Source organism: Nonomuraea sp. NPDC001699, from assembly GCF_053596455.1.
Genome location: NZ_JBSFGF010000003.1, coordinates 487,394 through 507,437, shown reverse-complemented (window position 1 = coordinate 507,437; position 20,044 = coordinate 487,394). Strand labels below are relative to the sequence as shown.

20 protein-coding genes are annotated in these 20,044 nt (G+C 72.9%); 5 read left to right on the top strand and 15 right to left on the bottom strand.

Annotated elements, in window-relative coordinates:
- Window positions 1-16 precede the first annotated feature (16 nt).
- The 12 genes from ACWCSU_RS12555 to ACWCSU_RS12500 all read right to left on the bottom strand — a co-directional run bounded on the left by ACWCSU_RS12555 (window position 17) and on the right by ACWCSU_RS12500 (window position 13,600).
- A complete protein-coding gene (locus ACWCSU_RS12555; protein ID WP_449935000.1) occupies window positions 17-2,359 on the bottom strand; it encodes a glycoside hydrolase family 3 protein in 2,343 nt (780 codons plus the stop codon).
- A 67-nt stretch (window positions 2,360-2,426) separates the two neighbouring features.
- Window positions 2,427-3,236 (bottom strand): alpha/beta fold hydrolase, encoded by an 810-nt coding sequence (locus ACWCSU_RS12550; protein WP_449934999.1) that lies wholly within the window; start codon window positions 3,234-3,236, stop codon window positions 2,427-2,429.
- A complete protein-coding gene (locus ACWCSU_RS12545) occupies window positions 3,215-3,598 on the bottom strand; it encodes a VOC family protein (protein ID WP_357700714.1) in 384 nt (127 codons plus the stop codon). Before ACWCSU_RS12545 ends, ACWCSU_RS12550 begins: the two co-directional genes overlap by 22 nt.
- A gap of 97 nt (window positions 3,599-3,695) precedes the next feature.
- Window positions 3,696-4,652, bottom strand: a complete 957-nt coding sequence (locus ACWCSU_RS12540) for an AraC-like ligand-binding domain-containing protein (protein ID WP_449934998.1) — start codon at window positions 4,650-4,652, stop codon at window positions 3,696-3,698.
- Between the two features lie 87 nt (window positions 4,653-4,739).
- Window positions 4,740-5,669, bottom strand: a complete 930-nt coding sequence (gene lipA / locus ACWCSU_RS12535) for a lipoyl synthase (protein WP_357700710.1) — start codon at window positions 5,667-5,669, stop codon at window positions 4,740-4,742.
- A 42-nt stretch (window positions 5,670-5,711) separates the two neighbouring features.
- Window positions 5,712-6,695: a M48 family metallopeptidase gene (locus ACWCSU_RS12530; RefSeq protein WP_449934997.1), complete on the bottom strand. Its 984-nt coding sequence runs from the start codon at window positions 6,693-6,695 to the stop codon at window positions 5,712-5,714.
- Between the two features lie 58 nt (window positions 6,696-6,753).
- The gene (gene lipB, locus ACWCSU_RS12525) at window positions 6,754-7,446 is read right to left on the bottom strand and encodes a lipoyl(octanoyl) transferase LipB (protein WP_449934996.1); all 693 of its coding nucleotides are present in this window, start codon (window positions 7,444-7,446) and stop codon (window positions 6,754-6,756) included.
- A gap of 37 nt (window positions 7,447-7,483) precedes the next feature.
- Window positions 7,484-8,221 carry a Type 1 glutamine amidotransferase-like domain-containing protein gene (locus ACWCSU_RS12520; protein WP_364091415.1) on the bottom strand — a complete coding sequence of 246 codons (738 nt, stop codon included), beginning with the start codon at window positions 8,219-8,221 and terminating at the stop codon, window positions 7,484-7,486.
- A gap of 36 nt (window positions 8,222-8,257) precedes the next feature.
- On the bottom strand, window positions 8,258-9,151 hold the full coding sequence (locus tag ACWCSU_RS12515) for a TIGR01777 family oxidoreductase (protein ID WP_449934995.1): 894 nt from the start codon (window positions 9,149-9,151) through the stop codon (window positions 8,258-8,260).
- A 70-nt stretch (window positions 9,152-9,221) separates the two neighbouring features.
- Complete coding sequence (gene sucB, locus ACWCSU_RS12510) at window positions 9,222-10,676, bottom strand: 2-oxoglutarate dehydrogenase, E2 component, dihydrolipoamide succinyltransferase (protein WP_357700700.1); 1,455 nt, start codon at window positions 10,674-10,676, stop codon at window positions 9,222-9,224.
- Between the two features lie 38 nt (window positions 10,677-10,714).
- The gene (lpdA, locus tag ACWCSU_RS12505; RefSeq protein ID WP_357700698.1) at window positions 10,715-12,079 is read right to left on the bottom strand and encodes a dihydrolipoyl dehydrogenase; all 1,365 of its coding nucleotides are present in this window, start codon (window positions 12,077-12,079) and stop codon (window positions 10,715-10,717) included.
- 51 nt (window positions 12,080-12,130) lie between these two features.
- A complete protein-coding gene (locus ACWCSU_RS12500; protein ID WP_357700697.1) occupies window positions 12,131-13,600 on the bottom strand; it encodes a leucyl aminopeptidase in 1,470 nt (489 codons plus the stop codon).
- Window positions 13,601-13,705: 105 nt separating this feature from the next.
- Between ACWCSU_RS12500 and ACWCSU_RS12495 the strand changes: the two genes are divergently transcribed.
- From ACWCSU_RS12495 to ACWCSU_RS12485, 3 genes are read left to right on the top strand one after another with little or no spacing between them, the layout of a single operon-like run.
- On the top strand, window positions 13,706-14,053 hold the full coding sequence (locus tag ACWCSU_RS12495; RefSeq protein ID WP_357700696.1) for a GntR family transcriptional regulator: 348 nt from the start codon (window positions 13,706-13,708) through the stop codon (window positions 14,051-14,053).
- Window positions 14,050-15,015 (top strand): hypothetical protein, encoded by a 966-nt coding sequence (locus tag ACWCSU_RS12490; protein ID WP_357700694.1) that lies wholly within the window; start codon window positions 14,050-14,052, stop codon window positions 15,013-15,015. Before ACWCSU_RS12495 ends, ACWCSU_RS12490 begins: the two co-directional genes overlap by 4 nt.
- Window positions 15,012-15,899 (top strand): CPBP family intramembrane glutamic endopeptidase, encoded by an 888-nt coding sequence (locus ACWCSU_RS12485; protein WP_357700692.1) that lies wholly within the window; start codon window positions 15,012-15,014, stop codon window positions 15,897-15,899. Before ACWCSU_RS12490 ends, ACWCSU_RS12485 begins: the two co-directional genes overlap by 4 nt.
- Window positions 15,900-15,941: 42 nt before the next feature.
- Here the strand turns inward: ACWCSU_RS12485 and ACWCSU_RS12480 are convergent, their stop codons facing one another.
- Window positions 15,942-16,685: an adenosylcobinamide-GDP ribazoletransferase gene (locus ACWCSU_RS12480; protein ID WP_449934994.1), complete on the bottom strand. Its 744-nt coding sequence runs from the start codon at window positions 16,683-16,685 to the stop codon at window positions 15,942-15,944.
- Between the two features lie 35 nt (window positions 16,686-16,720).
- Between ACWCSU_RS12480 and ACWCSU_RS12475 the strand changes: the two genes are divergently transcribed.
- The gene (locus ACWCSU_RS12475; protein WP_449934993.1) at window positions 16,721-17,521 is read left to right on the top strand and encodes an ABC transporter ATP-binding protein; all 801 of its coding nucleotides are present in this window, start codon (window positions 16,721-16,723) and stop codon (window positions 17,519-17,521) included.
- A gap of 39 nt (window positions 17,522-17,560) precedes the next feature.
- Here the strand turns inward: ACWCSU_RS12475 and ACWCSU_RS12470 are convergent, their stop codons facing one another.
- The gene (locus ACWCSU_RS12470) at window positions 17,561-18,544 is read right to left on the bottom strand and encodes a bifunctional adenosylcobinamide kinase/adenosylcobinamide-phosphate guanylyltransferase (RefSeq protein ID WP_357700686.1); all 984 of its coding nucleotides are present in this window, start codon (window positions 18,542-18,544) and stop codon (window positions 17,561-17,563) included.
- 202 nt (window positions 18,545-18,746) lie between these two features.
- Between ACWCSU_RS12470 and ACWCSU_RS12465 the strand changes: the two genes are divergently transcribed.
- Window positions 18,747-18,953 (top strand): hypothetical protein, encoded by a 207-nt coding sequence (locus ACWCSU_RS12465; protein WP_357700684.1) that lies wholly within the window; start codon window positions 18,747-18,749, stop codon window positions 18,951-18,953.
- A 61-nt stretch (window positions 18,954-19,014) separates the two neighbouring features.
- On the opposite strand, the gene ACWCSU_RS12460 is transcribed toward ACWCSU_RS12465, so the two are convergent.
- Entirely contained in the window at window positions 19,015-20,013 is a 999-nt protein-coding gene (locus ACWCSU_RS12460; protein WP_449934992.1) for an aldo/keto reductase family protein, read from the bottom strand.
- Between the last annotated feature and the right edge of the window lie 31 nt (window positions 20,014-20,044).

Sequence of the window (20,044 nt, the reverse complement as noted above, 5' to 3'; positions counted from 1 at the left end):
CGGCCGGCCTTTGTCGCTAGATCTTCACCGTGATCGACAGCCTGGGGTCCGCGACGTGGTGCGACGCCTGGAGCGTGTACTCGCCCTCGACCGTGCGCCAGCCGTCCCGCCACACCTGGAAGGCGCGTTCGGGCAGGAAGACGGTCGTGATCACGGTCTCTCCCGGCTCGGCCTCGACCACGTCGAACCCGGCCAGACGGCGTTCGGCGCCCTGGCCGAGATAGATCTGCACGACCTCGCGGCCGAAGCGGTCGCCGGTGTTGGTCAGCGCGACGGTCACGGTGCCGCCCTCGGCGGCGATCGAGTCGTAGCTCCAGGTCGTGTAGCCGAGCCCGTGGCCGAACCAGAAGGCCGGAACCCGCCCCGACCGCTCCCAGGCCCGGTACCCGATGGACGTGCCCTCGTCGTAGGCCACAGCGCCGTCCACGGGGGTGACGTCGGTGACGGGGGCGTCCTGGAGCGTCCGCGGCCACGTGGTGGGCAGGCGGCCGCCGGGCTCGGCGTGGCCGGACAGCACGTCGGCCAGCGCCGACCCGGCCTCCTGTCCGGGGAACCAGGTCAGCAGCACGGCCGCGACCTCGTCCGCCCACGGCATCTCCACCGGTGAGCCTGCGTTGACCACGACCACCGTGCGCGGGTTGGCCGCGGCCACGGCGCGGATCAGCTCGTCCTGGCGGCCGGGGAGCGCGAGGTCCGCGCGGTCGAAGCCCTCGCTCTCGACCTCGGGCGTCGTCGAGGCCACGACCACCGCCACGTCACTGTCCGCCGCCAGCCGCACGGCCTCGGCGATCAGCTCGTCCGGGCCCGGCGCCGGGTCGGCGTGGCCCAGCGTGTACGCCACGAACGCCATGCCCCCGAAGGCCCCCGCCGGATGCGTCACGCTCAGCTCGTACGGCTCGCCCGCGGCCATCTCGACGGCGAACCGCCGCTCCGGCGGCGCCAGGAACGCGGCCGCCGGATCGCCGCCCTCCAGCTCGATCGCCGCGTCGAAGACGGTCTCGCCGTTCACCGTGACGGTGAAGTGGCCCACGCCCGCCACCGACAGCTCGTGCCGGCCCGACCTGCCCGGCGTGTACGCCGCCCGCAGCCGTACCGCCCCGAGCCGCTCGCCGTCCACGTCCGGCGGCAACTGGCCGATCCACCGCGCCTCGGCCGCCGCCAGCGGATGCTCGGCCAGCAGGCCGCCGTCGCCGTCGAGGAACTGCGCCACGACCGGGCAGGCCAGCGGGGCCAGCCGGATGCGCGGGTCGGTCCCGACGGCGTGGCGGACCTCGACGCCCTCCAGCGCGCCCAGCCCCGCCAGCGGGGAGACGACCCGGTCGGGGAACACCTGGGCGCTGCCGCCGCCCATGACCCGGGCCTCGTCCGCGGCCGAGCCGATGAGCGCCAGCGTGCGCACGTCCCGCAGCGGCAGCACGCCGTCGTTGGTGAGCAGCGTGAACCCGCGCACGGCCACCTCGCGGGCCAGCGCGACGCCGTCGATCACGCCGGGCTCGGGCCGGTCGCCGCCGCCGAGCGCGCCGGTGCGCCGGGCGAGCCGCAGGACGCGCCGCACCTTGTCGTCGATCACCGACTCGGGCACCCGCCCCTCCCGTACGGCGGCCTCCAGCTTCTCCCCCCAAGGGCCGAACGGTCCGGGCATGGCCACGTCGGTCCCGCCCAGGGCGGCGGCCTCGGTGCTGCGCACGGCCGTCCAGTCGGACACGACGAGCCCGTCGAACCCCCACTCGTCCTTGAGCACGCCGTTGACCAGGTCGGAGTGCTCGGTCATGGTGGTGCCGTTCACCGAGTTGTAAGCCGTCATCAGCCCCCAGGCGCCGGCCCGCACGACCCGCTCGAACGGCTGCAGGTAGACCTCGCGCAGCGCCTTCTCGCCGACCTCGACGTTCACGGTGAAGCGGTCGGTCTCGAAGTCGTTGGCCACGAAGTGCTTGGGCGTGGTGGCCACGCCGCCCTCCTGCACGCCCTCGACGTAGGCCGCGCCGATCTCGCCCGTCAGGTACGGGTCCTCCGAGAAGCACTCGAAGTGCCGGCCGCCCAGCGGGGAGCGGTGCAGGTTGATCGTGGGCGCGAGCAGCACGTGCACGCCCTTGCGCCGGGCCTCCTGGGCCAGCAGCGCGCCGGCCCGCCGGACGAGGCCCACGTCCCAGGTGGCCGCGAGCGCGGTCGGGCTTGGCAGCGCGATCGACGGGTCGGCGGAGGTCCACTGCTCGCCGCGGACGCCGATCGGGCCGTCGCTCATCACGAGCCGGTCCAGGCCGATCTCGGGGATCGCCGGAAGGGACCACATGCCGGCGCCGGTGAGCAGGCGGATCTTGGTGGGGAGGTCGAGCCGGTCGATCAGTTCGTCGAGTTCCACGGCATCAGTGTTTCCCAGGAAACCGAGTACTCGATAGGTTTGTGACCTTTACGTTACGCAAAGCCTGTCATCGGGCGAAGAACTCCAGCAACTCGGGCACCAGCGCCTCCGGCGTCACGGCGTGGGCCTGATCCTCCAGCACCCGGTGCCGCGCCCCCGGCACGGCCGCCGTGACCGCCCGCGCCGCGGCCGCCATCCACCGGGGGCCGCGCTCGCCGCTCAGGACGAGCAGCGGCTGCGCGATCGCGGCCAGCGCGGCGGCCGGCAGCCGGTTGCCCGGCCCGAGGACGGCGGCCTCGTAGGCCAGCGTGCGGGCCACGCCTTTGAGGTGCGCCCACGACGCGTCGGCCCGCATCGCGGTCACGGCCTCGGCCGGCACCTCGGCCGCCTCCACCATGAACCGCTCGACCGCCTCCTCCCACCGGCCGGCGTCGACCAGCGACTCAAGCTGCGCGGCGAAGTCGTCCGGCAGCGGGGGAGCGTCGTCGTCCACGTGGTAGGGCGGCTCCCACACCGCTACCCGGGTGATCCCGAGGCCCCGCGCGGCGGCCTCCAGCACGAGCGCCGCGCCGGACGAGCCCCCGAACACCATGGCCGTCCCGCCCGCCGCGCCGATCACCGCCGCCAGGTCCTCGATCTCCCGCTCGACCGCGTACGGACGGGTGTCGCCGCTGCCGCCCCGGCCCCTGCGGTCGTAGTCGAGGACCGTGAACCAGGGCGACAGGGCGGCGGCCACGCCCGCCAGTGTCGGGTGCGATCGGTCGCCGAACGCGCCGTTGACCAGCACGACCGCCGGCCCGGCGCCGTAGCCGTCGAAGGCGAGGACGGTGCCGTCCGCCGAGGTGACCCGGCCGCTCACGCGGGCTGGACCAGGCACAGCGCCTCCCAGTGGTGCCCGTCGAGGTCGGCGAAGCCGCGCTGGTAGCGGAACCCGGCCTCCTGCGGCACGCCGGCCGGGGTGGCGCCGAGCGCGAGCGCCTTGTCCACCAGTTCGTCCACCTGGGCCGGGTTCTCCATGCCGAGCACCACGATGGCCTCGGTGCTGGTGGCGGCGTCGGCGATCTCCTTGCTGACGTACGTGGCGAACGTCGGCTCGGTGAGCAGCATCACCTGCGTCTGCTCGTTGATCAGGATCGAGGCCATGCCCTCGGCCATGCCGTACATGGTGAAGCCGAGCTCGGTGAAGAACTTCTGCGACCGGTCCAGGTCCTTCACCGGCAGGTTGAGGAAGAGCTGCATGTCGTGGTCCTTAGCGTTCTGAGGTGTTTTGCGACACCCTCAGTCTGCTCACCGCGCCCCCGCGCGTCTTGGATCCCAGCGCCAGGGAAGTTGACGATCAGCGCACGGGATCGGCGCGCCGGAACTCGGCGGGCGGCATCCCGTACGCCCGCTTGAACAGCCTGCTGAAGTGCGCGGAGTCGGGCAGCCCCCACCGGGCCCCGACCTCGCTCACCGGCACGTGGCGGGCGGCGAGCAGGTCGGCGCGGCAGCGCTCCAGCCGCCGGTGCCTGATCCAGGCGGCCACCGTCGTGTTCTCGGACTGGAACAGCCGGTGCAGGTGACGCACCGAGACGTGGTGCGCCTCGGCCACCATGGCCGGGTCGAGGTCGGGCCACCCCAGACGCTGGTCGATGAAGGCGCGCACGCGCACCAGCAGCGCGCGGCGGCGGGCGTCCTCGGGCACCGCGTCGGCCCGCTCCGCGCGCTCGGCCAGGGCCGTGGTGACCAGGTCCATCACCACCGTCGCCAGCCTGGCCGCGCTGGCCGGGGTGTAGTCGTCGTAGTCCTGGGTGACCCGGCGCAGCAGCGGCACGGCCAGCGCGCCGGCGCCGTCGCGCGCCGAGACGGGCACCGCGGTCAGCCGGGCCATGTCGTCGTACGGCAGCGGCAGCAGCTCGTGCGGGAAGCTGAACACCGCGAGCTGCACGGCCGAGTCGTAGGCCACCTCGTAGGGCCGGGTGAAGTCGTAGACGGCGAACTCGCCCTTGTCCAAACGGATCTCGCGGCCGTCCTGGCGCAGCACCGGGTTGCCCGAGACGGCCAGCACGGCCCGGTAGAGCTCGGGGTTGTCACGGTGGATCAGCCGCGCGGTGCGGTGGACGCTGTGCGGCGTGGACGTGCGCACCCGGCCCACGCCCACCGGGCCTAATTGGCCCAGCTCGATCTCGCCCCGCAGCGGCGCGCCGGAGTCGATGCGCAGGTCGAGCGGGCCGAGCGTGTCGCAGACGATGCCGCGCCAGGCGTCGTGGCGGCTGCGCGCGGGCAGATCGCTCGTGCGGATCACGGTCGCCATCGCCTCGCCCCTTCCTCGGCCGCCCTGCCATGCTAGGGACGCCAAAAGCCCCGGGCAAACCGCCCGGGGCTCCGCTCGCGGCGTGGATCAGGTGGTCTGGCGGGCCGCGATGGCCTGCTGGTAGAGCCTGCCCGCGCGGTAGGACGAGCGCACCAGCGGGCCGGACAGCACGCCGGCGAACCCGATCGCCTCGGCCTCGGCCTGCAGCTCGACGAACTCCTCCGGCTTGACCCAGCGCTCCACCGGGTGGTGGCGCGGCGTGGGACGCAGGTATTGAGTGATCGTCAGCAGGTCGGTGCCGGCGGCGTGCAGGTCGCGCATCGCCTCGACGACCTCTTCGCGGGTCTCGCCCATGCCCAGGATCAGGTTGGACTTGGTGACCAGCCCGGCCTCGCGGGCCGTCGTGATCACCCCGAGCGAGCGCTCGTAGCGGAAGGCCGGGCGGATGCGCTTGAAGATGCGCGGCACCGTCTCCACGTTGTGGGCGAACACTTCGGGCTTACTGGAGAAGACCTCCTCCAGCTGGTCGCGGTTGCCGTTGAAGTCGGGCACCAGCAGCTCGACGCCGCAGCCGGGCAGCAGGGTGTGGATCTGCCGCGCGGTCTCGGCGTAGAGCCAGGCGCCGCCGTCGGGCAGGTCGTCGCGGGCCACGCCGGTCACGGTCGCGTAGCGCAGGCCCATCTGCTGGACGGACTCGGCGACCCGGCGCGGCTCGTCGCGGTCGTATTCCTTGGGCTTGCCCGTGTCGATCTGGCAGAAGTCGCACCGGCGCGTGCACTGGTCGCCGCCGATGAGGAAGGTCGCCTCGCGATCTTCCCAGCACTCGTAGATGTTGGGACAGCCCGCCTCTTCACAGACCGTGTGCAGGCCCTCCCGGCGCACGAGCGATTTCAGCTCGGTGTATTCGGGGCCCGTCTTCAGCTTGGTCTTGATCCACGGGGGCTTGCGCTCGATAGGGGTCTCGGCGTTACGCACCTCCAGGCGGAGGAGCTTTCTGCCATCAGGAGCAACGGTCACCCGTCCAGCTTACGTCCGCCGCCGAACCGGACCGGTCGAGGGTCAGGTGATCAGGCCGAAGCCGCGGATCGCCCTGGTGTAGTGGCGCGTCAGCTCCTCGTCGATCAGCGCGGACCCGGCGGTGCCCAGCAGCTCCGAGTGCGGCGCCGAGGTGAGCACGCCGTCGTCGGTGAGCTGGTGGCGGGTCAGCGCGCCCTGCCGGATCGCCGTGACGCTCTCGCCGCGCAGCGCCGCGGCCTGCATCGGCGCCAGGTAGCCGCCGGCGGCCAGGTCGCGCAGCTCGGCCAGCTCGTGCTCGGACACGACCCGCCGCGCGATCGCCTCACGCCGCTCCTCGGTACGGGGACGCCCGGCGCGGGCCAGCCCCGTCAGCGCGTACTCCACCAGCAGCACCGGGCCGCCCAGCACCCGTCCGATCAGCCGGCCGATGGCCCCCACCGCCTCGTACGTCGTGCCGGTCTGGTCGATCGGGCCCAGCGAGGACCTGGCGATCGCGGCCTGGGCCTCCTCCCTGATCTTCAGCGGGGCGCTCGACCCGAGCAGCGCGTCGTGCCAGGCGGCCAGCGTGTACAGGGCGCCGTCCACGATCAGCTCCTCGCCGACCGGCGTGCGCGCGTACGCGGCGGCCAGCAGCGCCACCCGTTGCCGCGGGGGCAGGGCCAGCCACAACGGCAGCCCGACGACCAGCACCGGCGTGCGCACCACGCCCACATGGTCGTAGACCGTCTCGGTGGCCAGGTCCCGGACCGCGATCTTGCGCGGCCTCTTGACGCGGGCCCGGTCGGCCACGCGGTCGGCCAGGGCGTACAGCTCACCGGCAGCGGCGCGGTCGAGCACCTCGGCGTCGGCCGGCAGGCGGGGAAGGCGCGGTCGCAGCGCCCATCCCACGGCCAGGCTCACGCCGCCGACCAGCCACGCGACGAGGGAGCCGAGATTCGTCAGCACGGCCCACGCGCCCAGCGCGAGGAAGGCCAGCGTGAGCAGGTGAACCAGGAGCGCGAGGACGAGAGCGGCAGAACGCTTCACACGGGCGATGATAAGCCGGAAAGATCCACATTCGACCGCTGTTTCGATGCCGATTCGGTCACCTGCGCAGCAGATCCTCCTCGTGCAGGTCGAACGGCTCCCTGCCGAGCGCCTCGGCCAGCCGCTTCTCGGCGATCGGGACGACCTCCTCGACCACGATCCGGCGGCCGGTCTCCGCCGACAGCGAGGAGACCCCCGCGTCGGCCAGCCCGCACGGGGTGATCCGGTTGAACCACCGGGGGTCGTTGGCGCAGTTGAGCGCGAACCCGTGCATGGTCACGCCGCGCGCGACGCGGATGCCGACCGCGCCGAGCTGCCGGTCGGGCAGCCCCAGGGCGGTGTCGCCGGCCGCCCACACCCCCGGACGCCCCGGCACCCGCCGCCCGGTGACGCCGAAGTCGGCGCACACCTGGATCATCGTCTCCTCAAGGGCGCAGACGTAACGGGTCACGTCGGTCACGGCGACGATGGGGTAGGCGACGAGCTGACCGGGGCCGTGCCAGGTGACCCGGCCGCCCCGGTCGACGTCGACGACGGGGGTGCCGTCGTCGGGACGGTCGCCGGGCAGGGTGCGCCTGCCCGCGGTGTAGACGGGCGCGTGCTCCAGGATCAGGACGGCGTCGCCCAGCTCACCGGCGACCCGCTTGCCGTGCATCCAGCGCTGCAACGACCAGGCTTGCTCGTAGGGGACGTCCACACCAAGGCGGACGACGGCCAGCGCGTGGGGATCGTCCCCGTGGATGGGGCGCATGAGCCTATTGTGCCGTTCCCTCACCCTGTCAGGGTAATCAGGAGGTCAACAGGCGTGGCTCGATCCTGAACTCCTTGACGCCGTTGGAGCCGTCGTACTCCAGCCGGTACGCGTAGGCGCGCGGGTCGACGGTGACCGCCTGGATGAACTCGGTGCCCACGTAGTGCAGGGCCACGCCCTCGTCGGCGGCGTACCCGCCGGGCAGCTCGCCCGAGGCGACCGACTCCTGCAGCAGCGGGCGGCGCTGCGGCTCGGCGTTGTAGTGGACCCCGCACGAGTACGGCAGCAGCCCGAGCCCGTCGGCCCACGGACGCAGCGCCGGGCCGAAGGAGTCGGTGTTGCCGCCCACGTGCCAGCACAGCGCGCCCGCGCTCTGCCCGGACAGCACCACGCCCGCCCGCCAGGCCTCCTCGAAGACCTCGTCGAGGCCGTGCAGCCGCCACAACGCCATCAGGTTGGCCACGCTGCCGCCGCTGACGTAGATCATGTCCTGTTCGAGCGCCCACGACCGCGCGTCCTCGACGTTGGGCATGGGGAAGACGGTCAGGTGGCTCAGCTCGACGTCCCAGCCGGAGAAGGCACCGTACATCTTCAGCAGCCAGTCGGAGGAGTCGCCGACCGCGGTGGCGACCAGGCCGAGCTTGGGGCGGTCCTGGCCGGTCAGGTCGAGGCCGTACCGCAGCAAACCGCTCGCCTCGATGAAGTTGTGACGCTCGCTCGGGCGGAACGACCCGCCCCCGATCGCCAGAATGTGCGACTGCCCTGACCTGCTCATGTCGGATCTCCTGCGTGCTGAAGGACGAACGGCACCCTACAGTACGGCGCGCAGCGCCTCGTCGAGACGGGTATGCGTGAAGCCGTAGCCGCTGTCAAGCAGTTTCCGCGGAATCATCCGATGGCTCGGCAGCAGCCCCGCGCGAGCGAATTCACCCACCCCGATGGACAGCGCGAACGCCGGCACGGGCATGGGGACAGTACCTTTACGCAGGCATTTACCCAGAGTCCGAGTGAATTCTTCGTTGGTGACCGGAGAAGGCGCCCCAAGATTCACCGGACCCTCGATTTCCCGATTTTTCAGGATATGTAGGGCGGCGGCCACCCAATCGTCCTGCGAGATCCACGACCAGTACTGCCGGCCCGTCCCCAGCGGCGCGCCCAGCCCGATCCGGAAGATCGGCAACATGCGCCCGAGCGCCCCGCCGTGCGGGCTCAGCACCATCGCCGTACGCAGCAGGGCGACCCGGCAGCCGGCCTCGGCGGCCCGCCCGGCCTCCCGCTCCCAGCGCTCGCACAGCTCGGCCAGGAACCCCTTGCCCCTGCCCTGGCTCTCGTCGATCTCGCGGCTGCCGGTGTCGCCGTAGAAGTCGACCCCGGAGGCCGACAGCAGCACCGGGGGCGGGCTGCCGAGCGCGCGCAGGGCGTCGACCAGCAGCCGGGTGCCCTCGACGCGGCTGCGCACCAGCTCCCGCTTGTAGGCGGTGGTCCAGCGGCGGTCGCCGACCGAGGCTCCGGCCAGGTGCACCACGCCCTCGGCCCCTTCGAGCGCGGCCCGGTCGATCACCCCCGCCGACGGGTCCCAGAAGGCCTCTCCCGGCCCCGCCGGCTCCCGCCGGACCAGCCGGACGACCTCCCGCCCCTCGTCCCGCAGCGCCCCGACCAGCGCCGTACCGAGCAGGCCCGACGCGCCGGTCACGATGATCGCCATGGCCCCACAGTACGCCAAAGGCCGGGCGGCCCCCATCAGGAGGAGCCGCCCGGCCTGTCAGACGCGATGACTACGCGAGCCCGAGCTGGGCCTCGAAGCGGCCCTCCTCCAGGCGACGCTTGATCGTCGTCAGGAAGCGGGCGGCGTCGGCGCCGTCGACCAGGCGGTGGTCGTAGGTGAGCGCCAGGTAGACCATCGACCGCACCGCGATGACCTCGCCCTCGGGCGTGTCGAGCACGACGGGCCGCTTGACGACCGCGCCGGTGCCGAGCATGCCCACCTGCGGCTGGTTGAGGATCGGCGTGTCGAACAGCGCGCCACGGCTGCCGGTGTTGGTCAGCGTGAACGTGCCGCCGGTGATCTCGTCGGGCGTCACCTGGTTGTTGCGGGTGCGCTCGGCCAGGTCGGTGACCTTGCGGGCGATGCCGGCGAGGTTGAGGTCGCCGGCGTTCTTGACGACCGCCGCGAGCAGGCCGCGCTCGGTGTCGACCGCCATGCCCAGGTTCTCCACGTCGAAGTACGTGACCTCGTTGGTCTCGTTGTTGATCGTGGCGTTGAGCTTCGGGTGCTGCTTGAGCGCCTCGACGGTGGCCATCGCGAAGAACGGGGTGAAGGTCAGCTTCACGCCCTCGCGACGGAAGAAGTCGTCCTTCGCCCGCGCCCGGAGCTGGGCGATCTTCGTGACGTCGACCTCGACGACCGACGTGAGCTGCGCCGCGGTCTGCAGCGACTCGACCATGCGCTTGGCGATGGTCTGACGCAGCCGCGTCATCTTCTCGGTACGGCCGCGCAGCGTCGTGTCGACCTCGACCGGCTCCGGCGCGGCGGCGACCGGGGCCTGGGCGGCGGCCGGGGCCGGCGCTGCGGCGGCCGGCTGGGCTGCCGGAGCCGCGGCCGGGGCGGCGGCCTTCTCGCGCTGGGACTTGGCGGCCTCCAGCACGTCCTGCTTGCGGATGCGGCCGCCGACGCCGGTGCCGCTGATCGCGTCGAGGTTGACGCCGTGCTCGTTGGCGAGCTTGCGCACCAGCGGCGTCACGTAGGGGCTGTCGCCCGAGGACGGCAGCGGCGTGGGCTCGGCCGCGACCGGCGCCTGCTGCGGAGCCGGAGCCTGCGGGGCGGGGGCCTGCGGGGCGGGGGCCGGGGCCGGGGCCGGGGCGGCCTGCTGGGGAGCGGGCTGGGCCGGGGCCGGCTGCGGGATGGAGGAGGCCGGGGGAGCCGGGGCGGGCTCGGGCTCGGGCTCCGGCTCGGGAGCGGCCTGCGGGGCCGGGGCGGCGGCGCCCGGCTGGGCGTTCTCGTCGATGATGGCGAGCTCGGCGCCGACCTCGACCGTCTCGTCCTCAGCCACGACGATCTTGGTGAGCACACCCGCGGAAGGCGACGGGATCTCGGTGTCGACCTTGTCGGTCGAGACCTCGAGGAGCGGCTCGTCGGCCTCGACGCGCTCGCCCTCCTTCTTCAGCCAACGGGTTACCGTGCCCTCGGTCACGCTCTCGCCGAGCTGGGGCATCTGTACGGAGACCGGCATCGTTATTCTTCTCTCGCGTTCTGATCTCGAGGGCTGGACTAGTTGTGTACGTGCAACGGCTTGCCGGCCAGGGCCAGCATCGCCTCACCGACTGCCTCGGACTGGGTCGGATGTGCATGGATGAGCTGGGCGACCTCTGCGGGCAGCGCCTCCCAGTTGTAGATCAGCTGGCCTTCCGTGACGAGCTCGCCGATGCGCCGGCCCACCATGTGGACGCCGACGACCGGCCCGTCCTTCTGGGCGATCACCTTCACCGCCCCGGAGGTGCCGAGGATCTGGCTCTTGGGGTTGCCCGCCAGGTCGTAGACCTGCTCGACGATCTCGATGCCGCGCTCGGCGGCCTGCGCCGACGTGATGCCGACCGAGGCGACCTCGGGGTCGGAGTAGGTGATGCGGGGCACGCCCGCGTAGTCGATCGGCGGCGGGTTGAGGCCGGCGATGTGCTCGGCCACCAGGATGCCCTCGGCGAACCCGGCGTGGGCCAGTTGCAGCGTGGGGATCAGGTCGCCGATGGCGTAGACGCCGGGGACGGAGGTCTGGCAGTGCTCGTCGACCACGACCGCGCCGCGCTCGACGGTCACGCCCTGCTCCTCGAAGCCCATGCCGGACGACACCGCGCCGCGGCCGACCGCGACGAGCAGGAGCTCGGCGTCGAGGGTCTTGCCGTTGGCCAGGGTGACGACGACGCCCGTCTCGGTGGTCTTGGCGGAGTCGAAGAAGACGCCCAGCTCGTACTTGATGCCGCGGCGGCGGAAGGCCCGCTCCAGCAGCTTGGAGCTGGACTCCTCCTCGGTCGGCAGCAGGTGCGGCAGCGCCTCGACGATCGTGACCTCGGCGCCGAACGAGCGGTAGACGCTGGCCAGCTCGACGCCGATCACGCCGCCGCCCAGGACGATCACCGACGACGGCACGCGGTCCATCTTCAGGGTGTGCTCGCTGGTGATGATCCGCTCGCCGTCGATCTCCAGGCCGGGCAGCGTGCGGGGGGCCGAGCCGGTGGCCAGCACGAGGTTGGCGCCCTCGTAGACCTCCGAGCCCACCTGCACGCTGCGCGGGCCCACCAGACGGCCCTCGCCCTCGACCACCGTCACGCCCGCGCCCTTGAGCAGGCCCTGGACGCCCTTCCAGGCACGCGTGACGATCTTGTCCTTGAACGCGTGCACGCCCTGGACGTCGATGCCCTCGAAGCTCGCCTTGACGCCGAAGGACGCGCTCTCGCGGGTCTCGTCGGCGACCTCGGCGGAGTGCAGCAGGGCCTTCGTGGGGATGCATCCCCTGTGGAGGCAGGTGCCGCCGATCTTGTCCTTTTCGATGAGGACGACCGACTTGCCCAGCTCGGCCGCCCGGAGCGCGCAGGCGTAACCGCCGCTGCCGCCACCTAGGACGACGATGTCATAGGCCACAGGAAGGCTCCTTGTCGGGGTGTTCGTGATGCCGTCATCTTTTCATTTGTTTCAGATGCTCGCGTGCCGCTCTGCGAGTCCGATGAGGGTGCGGGTGATCGCGCCGGTGCCGCCCTTGGGGGTGTAGCCGTACGGCTCGCCCTTGTTGTAGGCGGGTCCGGCGATGTCGAGGTGCGCCCAGCGAACCCCGTCGGGCACGAACTCCTTGAGGAAGATGCCCGCGGTGAGCATGCCGCCGAAGCGCTCGGGGTGGAGGTTGGCGATGTCGGCGATCGGCGAGTCGAGGCCCTTGCGCAGCTCCTCCGGCAGCGGCATGCCCCAGGCGCCCTCGCCGGCGGCGGTGGCGGCCTCGACGACCAGCTCCCTGACGGCGTCGTCGTTGGCCATGACGCCCGCGGTGCGCCAGCCGAGCGCGACGATCTGGGCGCCGGTCAGCGTGGCGATGTCGACGATCAGGTCGGGGGAGTCCTCGGCGGCGCGCGCGATGCCGTCCATGAGCACCAGACGGCCCTCGGCGTCGGTGTCGAGCACCTCGACCGTCTTGCCGCTGTAGCTGTGGATGACGTCGGAGGGACGCTGGGCGGTGCCGCTCGGCATGTTCTCGGCCAGGCAGAGGTAGCCGACGGCGTTGACCGGCAGGCCGAGCCTGGCGATGCCGATCAGCGCGCCGAGCACGGCGCCCGCGCCGCCCATGTCGGACTTCATCCAGTCCATGGCGGCCGACGGCTTGAGCGACAGGCCGCCGGAGTCGAACGTGATGCCCTTGCCCACGAACGCCAGCGTCTTGGCGGCGTCGGGGTGGCTGTAGGCGACGCGGACCAGGCGCGGCGGGTTGACCGAGCCCTGGCCGACGCCGACCAGGCCGCCGTAGCCGCCGTCCTTGAGCTGCTTCTCGTCGAGCACCTCGACGGTCAGCCCGGCCTTGGCGCCCTCCTGCTCGGCGAGCTCGGCGAACTTGGCCGGCCACAGGTCGGACGGCGGCGTGTTGACCAGGTCGCGGACCAGCGCGACCGACTCGGCCAGCACCCCGGCCCGCTCGGCGACGGACTCGGCCTGCCCGGACAGGACGGTGATCTCGGCGACGGGCGCCTTCTGGCCCTCGCCCGTGCGGTAGCGGTCGAAGCCGTACGCGCCGAGCAGCGCGCCCAGCGCGACGGCCTCGGCCTGGGCGTCGTCGTCGGCGGGCAGGGCCAGCGCGGCGCGCGCGGTGCCGGCCAGCGACCGGACGGCGGCTCCGGCCGCGCGGCGAAGGGACTCGTGGTCGGACGACTCGCCCAGGCCGACGGCGACGAGCACCGGGGCCGTGACGTTGCCGAAGGTGGGCAGCTTGGCGACCTCTCCGGGTTTGCCGGAGAAGCCGAGGGAGCTGAGGGAGGCGGAGAGGTTGCCGCCGAAGGCCGCGTCGAGGGACTCAGCGCCCGTGGCCGGGCGGGGGCCGTTCTGGCCGGGCCGGAAGCCGACGATCAGGGCATCGGTGTCGACAGAGACTGGGTCTGCTGAGTTCAGCCGCACAGTGGTCACGTAAACCGATGCTATCCACGGTTTCTGCGTACTCACAAACAGGGGTTCATCCTACAAATGCTGGTCGCGCGCATTCCGTTTCTTGGTGCTAGTGTCATTAGCATCATGTTGCTCGCGCTCGATCTCAACGACGCACGGCCCCTCCACGAACAGGTGTCCGGCGCCATCCGCCGTGCCATCGGCGAGGGCTCCTACGCGCCCGGTGACCGCCTTCCGCCGGCCCGCGACCTCGCCAGGGTGCTCGGCATCAACCCCAACACCGTGCTGCGCGCGCTGCGCGACCTGCGCGACGAGGGGCTGCTGGAGTTCAGGCGGGGGCGCGGGGTCAGCGTCGCGGGCCGGGCCGACGGGCGCGCGCTGCTCGTGCAGCGGGCCCGCGAGCTGCTGGAGGAGGCCGAGAGGCACGGCTACCGCCGTGAGGACCTCATCACCATCCTGGAGGATCTGCCATGAACCCACGAGTCGCCGCCGCGGCGTGGGGCGCGGCCGTCACCGCCGCCCTGGTCCTTGGCCCGATGGCGCTGCGCGACCGGCTGCCCGAACCGCTGGCCACCCACTGGAACGCGGGAGGCGTCGACAACTCGGCCTCCTTCCAGGCCCACGTGCTGACGGTGGCCGCGGTGTGGACCCTGGTGTGGGTCGCGCTGCTGGCCGTCGCCGCGCGCGGCTGGGCGCTGCGGCACAGGAACGGGCGGGCGCTGTGGTGGGGCGGGCTGTTCGGCGGCGGGGTCCTGGTGCTCGGCACCCAGGCCTCCACCCTGTCGGCCAACCTCGACGTGCCCGACTGGACGGCCGCGAGCCTCTCCGGCTGGCAGGTCCCGCTGGTCGTCGTCGGGTCGCTCGGCGTGGGCGTGCTCGCGGGCTACCTCGGCAGGGGCGCGCCCGACCCCGTCCAGGCCGTGCAGCCGCCCCCGGCGATGCGCCTGCGGCCCGGCCGGCGCACGGTCTGGGTCAGCCGTCTGGTCAACCCGTGGCTGGTCGCGCTGGCGCTCGTGGCCGCGGCGGCCGTCGCGGTGCTCTGCGGGCTGCGCCTGGCCGGCGCGGTCTCGGCCGCGACGCTGGCCTCGGCCCTGCCCGGGGCCGTGATCGCGATGGTCGTCGGGCTGGCGACCGCCGGCCTGACCGTACGGGTCGGCGGCGACGCGCTCGTCATCGGCTTCGGCCCGCTCGGCTTCCCGGCGCGCAGGATCCCGCTGTCGAAGATCGACCGGGCCTGGACGGAGGTCCGCAGGCCGAGCGAGGTCGGCGGCTGGGGCTTCCGGGGCATCCCGGGCATGGCCACCATCATGCTGCGCGGCGGCGAGTGCCTGGTCGTCGGCTACCGCTCCGGCGGCCGGCTGGCGATCAGCATCGACGACGCCGAGAGCGGCGCGTCCCTCATCAACGCCCTCGTCGCGGAGCGTGTCCGGTCATGAGAAAGCAGCTCGCCGTCTTCCTCGTCCTCGCGTTCGGGCTGTCCTGGCTGGTGGCGCTGCCCATCTGGCTCGGCGCCGGTCTCGCCTCGCCCGCGGCCAAGGGGCTGGCCGCCGTCATGATGTTCACCCCCACCGCCGGGGTGCTCGGCGTGTGGGCGCTGTCCCGCGCGCCCTGGCGGCGGTGGGCCGCCGAGACCGGCCTGACGCTGGGGGAGAGCAAGGGGCGCACCGGCCGGTACGTGCTCGCCGCCTGGCTGGGCGTGCCGCTGCTGATCGCCGTCTGCGCCGGGCTCAGCACCGCGGTCGGGCTGTTCCCGCTCGACCTCGACCGGTTCAGCCTCTACCGGGCCACGCTCGAAGCCGCGGGCGTGCGGCCGCCGGCGGACCCGGGCCCGGCTCTCTACCTGCAGATCGCCATCGGCGTGCTGGCGGGCCCGGTGCTCAACGCCATCCCGGCGCTGGGCGAGGAGTGGGGCTGGCGCGGCTGGCTGCTGCCGCGGCTGTCGTCCACGTACGGGGCGATCGGCGGGCTGGCGCTGTCCGGCGCGATCTGGGGACTGTGGCACGCCCCGGTCACCCTGCTCGGCTACAACTACCCGAGCCTCGGGTCGTGGGCGGCGCTGCAGTTCATCGGCTTCTGCGTGCTGGCCGGGATCGCGGTGGGCTGGCTGCGGCTGCGTACGGGCAGCGTGTGGCCCTGCGTGGTCGCGCACGGCTCGCTGAACGCGGTCCTTCCGGCCGTGCTGCTGCTCGGGGACGCCGCGGCCCCGCCCGACACGGCGGTGTCCGGGCTCACCGGGCTGGTCGGGTGGGTCCCGCTCGCCCTGCTCTGCGTGATCCTCCTCCGCACCCTCCGGACCCGCGTCCCGCAGCCGGTCGCCTGACCCGCCCCCCGTCCTCCGTGGCCGCGTGGGCGAGCCGCTGGGTCAGCCCAGGATCGCGCACACCACGAGCGCGGCCGCCGTACCGGTCTCCACCAGCGCGCCGAGCACGTCGCCGGTGACGCCGCCGAGCCGCCGCCGGGCGTGCCGGAGCAGCAGCAGCGCCGCCCCGAGCCCGGCCGCCAGCGCGAACGGCGGCGCCCACGTCCCGGCCGCCAGCCCCAGCCCGGCGCTCACCGCGAGGGCGGCCAGTGTGGCGAGCCACGCCGCCGGAGCGCTCACGGTGCCCGCCACCATCGCCCCGAGCCCGCCCGGACGGGCGGCGGGCACGCTCGCCCGGCAGGCCCAGGCGAGCGCCAGCCGCCCGGCCACGCAGGCGGTGACGAGGGCGGCGTAACCGGCCCCGGTCAGCGCCGCCGCCTGGACGAGCAGCGTCAGGACCAGCGTCATCACCCCGAACGGCCCGATGTCCGACTTTTTCATGATGTCGAGGGCCGCGTCGGCGGGCTTGCCGCTGCCCAGGCCGTCGGCGAGGTCGGCCAGCCCGTCCAGGTGCAGCCCGCGGGTGAGCGCGGCCAGCAGCGCGAGCGCGAGCCCCGCGCCCAGCAGCGGCGGCCCAGGAAGCAGCAGCGCCAGGCCCGCCACCGCGCCGAGCCCCAGCCCGACCGCCGGAGCCGCCACCATGGCCCACCCGGCGACCTTCCGATCGACCCGTTCGACCCGCACGGGAACGGCGCTGAGCGTGCCGATCGCGAGGCGCAGCCCATGGGTCAGCTCAGCAAGCCGCATAACGACCGATCCTAGGGCCGACTAATGTGGCGGGAATGCACGTGCTTGAACTCGAAGGTGTAGCTGTCCGGGTTGTCGGCAAAACGCTGCTCGACGCCATCGACTGGCAGGTGGAGTACGGCGACCACTGGGTGATCCTCGGCCCCAACGGCGCGGGCAAGACCACCCTGCTCTCCCTGGCCGGAGCGGTCCGCCACCCGAGCGAGGGCACGGTCAGGGTGCTCGGCCACCGGCTCGGCCGGATCGACCTGCGGGAGCTGCGCCGCCACATCGGCCTGGTCGCCGCGAGCCAGCGGCTGGTCGACGAGGAACTGATGGAGCAGGAGGGCGCCACCGCCCACACGGTCGTCCTGACCGGCCACACCGGCACCAGCGTCCCGTTGTGGGACAAGTACGGCGACGCCGAACGCGAGCGCGCCGGCCGCCTGCTGGCCGACCTGGGCTGCAAGGACCTGGCCGAGCGGCCGTTCCGGGTGTGCTCGCAAGGGGAGCGGGCCCGGGTCAGGGTGGCCAGGGCGCTCATGGCCGAGCCCGCCGTGCTGCTGCTCGACGAGCCGTTCGCCGGGCTCGACCTGCCGGCGCGCGAGGACCTCATCACCGCGGTCGAGCACCTGGCCGCCACCCGGCCCGTCCTGACCACGGTCACGGTGACCCACCACCTGGAGGAGGTGCCCGCGACCACCACGCACGCGCTGCTCATGCGCGACTCGCGGCTGCTGGCCGCGGGGCCGGTGTCGGAGGTGCTCACGGCCGGCAACCTGTCCGAGTGCTTCGGCCGGCCGCTGCAGGTGGACCGCCTCGACGGCCGCTGGTACGCCAGAGCCGTCCGCCCGTAAGGCCCTTCTTCCGCAGGTCGTGGACTCCCGCTCGCGGGGTCAGAGCTCCAGGGGGCGTCCGGCGACCACCAGGGCGACGTACTCGGACTCGGCGGCGAGCCGTTCGTTGAGCCTGCCGAGCGCGTCCCTGAAGGCCCGACCGGCGGACGTGGCGGGCACCACGCCCATCCCCACCTCGTCCGAGACCGCCACGAGCGGCACCGGCGTGCCCCGCCACGCCGCGACGAGCTCCGCGCAGCGCCGCTCGACCGGCGCGCGGTCGCCGTCCCATGCCCCGTGCTCGTCGAACACCGCCGCCAGCCACGTGCCCAGCCCGTCGATCAGCAAGGGCGTGCTCGCCGCGCCGATGACACCCGCCAGGTCCGTGGTCTCGACCGTGTCCCAGTGCGCGGGCCGCCGTTCCTTGTGCGCCCGCACCCGCGCCGCCCACTCGCCGTCCGCCGCGCCGTCGCCGCCGGTGGCGACGTAGGTGACGTACGGCTCGGCCGCCAGCCGCAGCTCCGCCTCGGCCGACTTGCCCGACCTGGACCCGCCGAGCAGCAACGCCCGGCGCGGCGGCGTCCCGCGTACCGTCCGGCCGCTCTCCAGGACCGTCCCGTCCGGCACGGCCACCGCCCCCCACAGCCGCAGCCGCCTGGCCAGCTCCTCCTCCGATCTGATCCGGTGGTCCAGCCACGCGGCCACCACCATGGTGCGGTCGTCGGCCAGCCCGGCCCGGCGCAGCTCGCCGAGCCGCTGCGGGCGGTCGAGCAGGTCGAGCACGACGACGTCGTACCGCGCGGGACCGTCGGCGGGGGGCTCGCGGCCCGGCGGCAGGCACAGGACGGCCTCGCCCCCGGCCCCTGCCAGCCCGAGCCCGTCGCCGAACGCGCCCTCGCCGGTGAAGGGGAAACGGGCCACGTCGTCCACGACCAGGTCGAAAGGGCGGCGACCGTGGCGGGGGAGCCGGGCGCAGGAGGCGCACGCGCACCCGTCCGCGGGCCATCCCGCCTCACCCGCGGTCCCGGAGAGAAGAAGCTTCACCGCCCAGAGGCTACGCGCCCGGACAAGAACCGCCCGCCAGGCCGCACACGACGACGAGCCGGACGGCCCCCCAGGACGGCCCCGCCGGCCCCGCCGCGACACGGCACGCGCGCGGCCTCGATGGACTTCCGAGCTCGGGAGTAGGGTTCCAGTGCCGTCGGAGGGAAAGCGCCGGCGAACCCGCGGAGAAGGAGCGTATGGCATGACATGGCGGTGGCGTTATGAAGATGCAAATGGTGGTGAGGTGACGGACCGCCCTTTGCCGCGAGAGATTTTTCCGAGTCAGGCCGATGCGGAGTCCTGGCTCGGGGAGAACTGGCGCGACCTGCTCGAATCCGGAGTCGAGCAGGTGGCGCTGCTCGACGAGGACCGCGTCGAATACACCGGGATGTCATTGCGTCCGGAGTGATCCGGGAAAAGGAAGAACCCCTTGAGCGCATCGCGGCTCAAGGGGTTCTCGTCACCTCGGGTCAGGGACGGGTGGCCGGGCTCACCGTCTTGGCCGGGTCGCGCTCCACGACCGTGCCGAGCACGTCGTCGATGCGCTTGAGCACCTCGTCCTCCAGCTTGACGCCGGCCGCCTTGACGTTGTCGCGCACCTGCTCGGGGCGGGTGGCGCCGACGATGGCGCTGGAGACGTTCGGGTTCTGCAGCACCCAGGCGACGGCCAGCTGGGCCATGGTCAGGCCGAGGTCGTCGGCGATCGGCTTGAGCTCCTGCACGCGGGTGAGCACGTCGTCGTTCAGGTAACGCGCGATCATGGCGCTGCCGCTCGCGTCGGTCGCCCGCGAGCCCTGCGGCGGCTGCTGGCCGGGCAGGTACTTGCCGGTGAGCACGCCCTGCGCGATCGGCGACCAGACGATCTGGCCGACGCCCTCACGCTCGCTCAGCGGCACGACCTCCGACTCGATGACCCGCCACAACATCGAGTACTGGGGCTGGTTCGACACGATCCGGTCGAAGCCCATCTCGTCGGCGATCTTCAGCGCCCGGCCGATCTGCTCGGCCGTCCACTCGCTGACGCCGACGTAGAGCACCTTGCCCTGCCGTACGAGGTCGTCGAACGTCTTGAGCGTCTCCTCGAGGGGCGTCTCGTTGTCGAAGCGGTGGGCCTGGTACAGGTCGACGTAGTCGGTCTGGAGGCGGCGCAGCGAGGCGTTGATCGACTCGGTGATGTGCTTGCGGGACAGCCCGCGGTCGTTCTTGCCGGGGCCGGTGGGCCAGTAGACCTTGGTGAAGATCTCCAGCGACTCCCTGCGGACGCCCGTGAGCGCCCGGCCGAGCACCTCCTCGGCTTTCGTCCCCGCGTAGACGTCCGCGGTGTCGAAGGTGGTGATGCCCTCGTCGAGCGCCGCCTGCACGCACAGCTTGGCGGCGTCCTCCTCGACCTGGGAGCCGTGGGTGAGCCAGTTGCCGTAGCTGATCTCGCTGACCAGGAGACCGCTGCGGCCGAGGTGTCGGAATTCCATACGTTCGACCTTAGAGCGTCACATGAACCGA

What these genes read in the sequence shown, in the direction of transcription:
- ACWCSU_RS12515 (WP_449934995.1), bottom strand. Translation starts at nt 9,151, where the DNA reads ATGGCGATCATCGTGACCGGCGCGTCGGGCCTGCTCGGTACGGCGCTG.
- ACWCSU_RS12480 (WP_449934994.1), bottom strand. Translation starts at nt 16,685, where the DNA reads ATGCGGCTTGCTGAGCTGACCCATGGGCTGCGCCTCGCGATCGGCACG.
- lipB (WP_449934996.1), bottom strand. Translation starts at nt 7,446, where the DNA reads ATGCGCCCCATCCACGGGGACGATCCCCACGCGCTGGCCGTCGTCCGC.
- ACWCSU_RS12545 (WP_357700714.1), bottom strand. Translation starts at nt 3,598, where the DNA reads ATGCAGCTCTTCCTCAACCTGCCGGTGAAGGACCTGGACCGGTCGCAG.
- ACWCSU_RS12520 (WP_364091415.1), bottom strand. Translation starts at nt 8,221, where the DNA reads ATGAGCAGGTCAGGGCAGTCGCACATTCTGGCGATCGGGGGCGGGTCG.
- ACWCSU_RS12495 (WP_357700696.1), top strand. Translation starts at nt 13,706, where the DNA reads ATGTTGCTCGCGCTCGATCTCAACGACGCACGGCCCCTCCACGAACAG.
- ACWCSU_RS12485 (WP_357700692.1), top strand. Translation starts at nt 15,012, where the DNA reads ATGAGAAAGCAGCTCGCCGTCTTCCTCGTCCTCGCGTTCGGGCTGTCC.
- ACWCSU_RS12460 (WP_449934992.1), bottom strand. Translation starts at nt 20,013, where the DNA reads ATGGAATTCCGACACCTCGGCCGCAGCGGTCTCCTGGTCAGCGAGATC.
- ACWCSU_RS12540 (WP_449934998.1), bottom strand. Translation starts at nt 4,652, where the DNA reads ATGGCGACCGTGATCCGCACGAGCGATCTGCCCGCGCGCAGCCGCCAC.
- sucB (WP_357700700.1), bottom strand. Translation starts at nt 10,676, where the DNA reads ATGCCGGTCTCCGTACAGATGCCCCAGCTCGGCGAGAGCGTGACCGAG.
- ACWCSU_RS12465 (WP_357700684.1), top strand. Translation starts at nt 18,747, where the DNA reads ATGACATGGCGGTGGCGTTATGAAGATGCAAATGGTGGTGAGGTGACG.
- ACWCSU_RS12475 (WP_449934993.1), top strand. Translation starts at nt 16,721, where the DNA reads ATGCACGTGCTTGAACTCGAAGGTGTAGCTGTCCGGGTTGTCGGCAAA.
- ACWCSU_RS12490 (WP_357700694.1), top strand. Translation starts at nt 14,050, where the DNA reads ATGAACCCACGAGTCGCCGCCGCGGCGTGGGGCGCGGCCGTCACCGCC.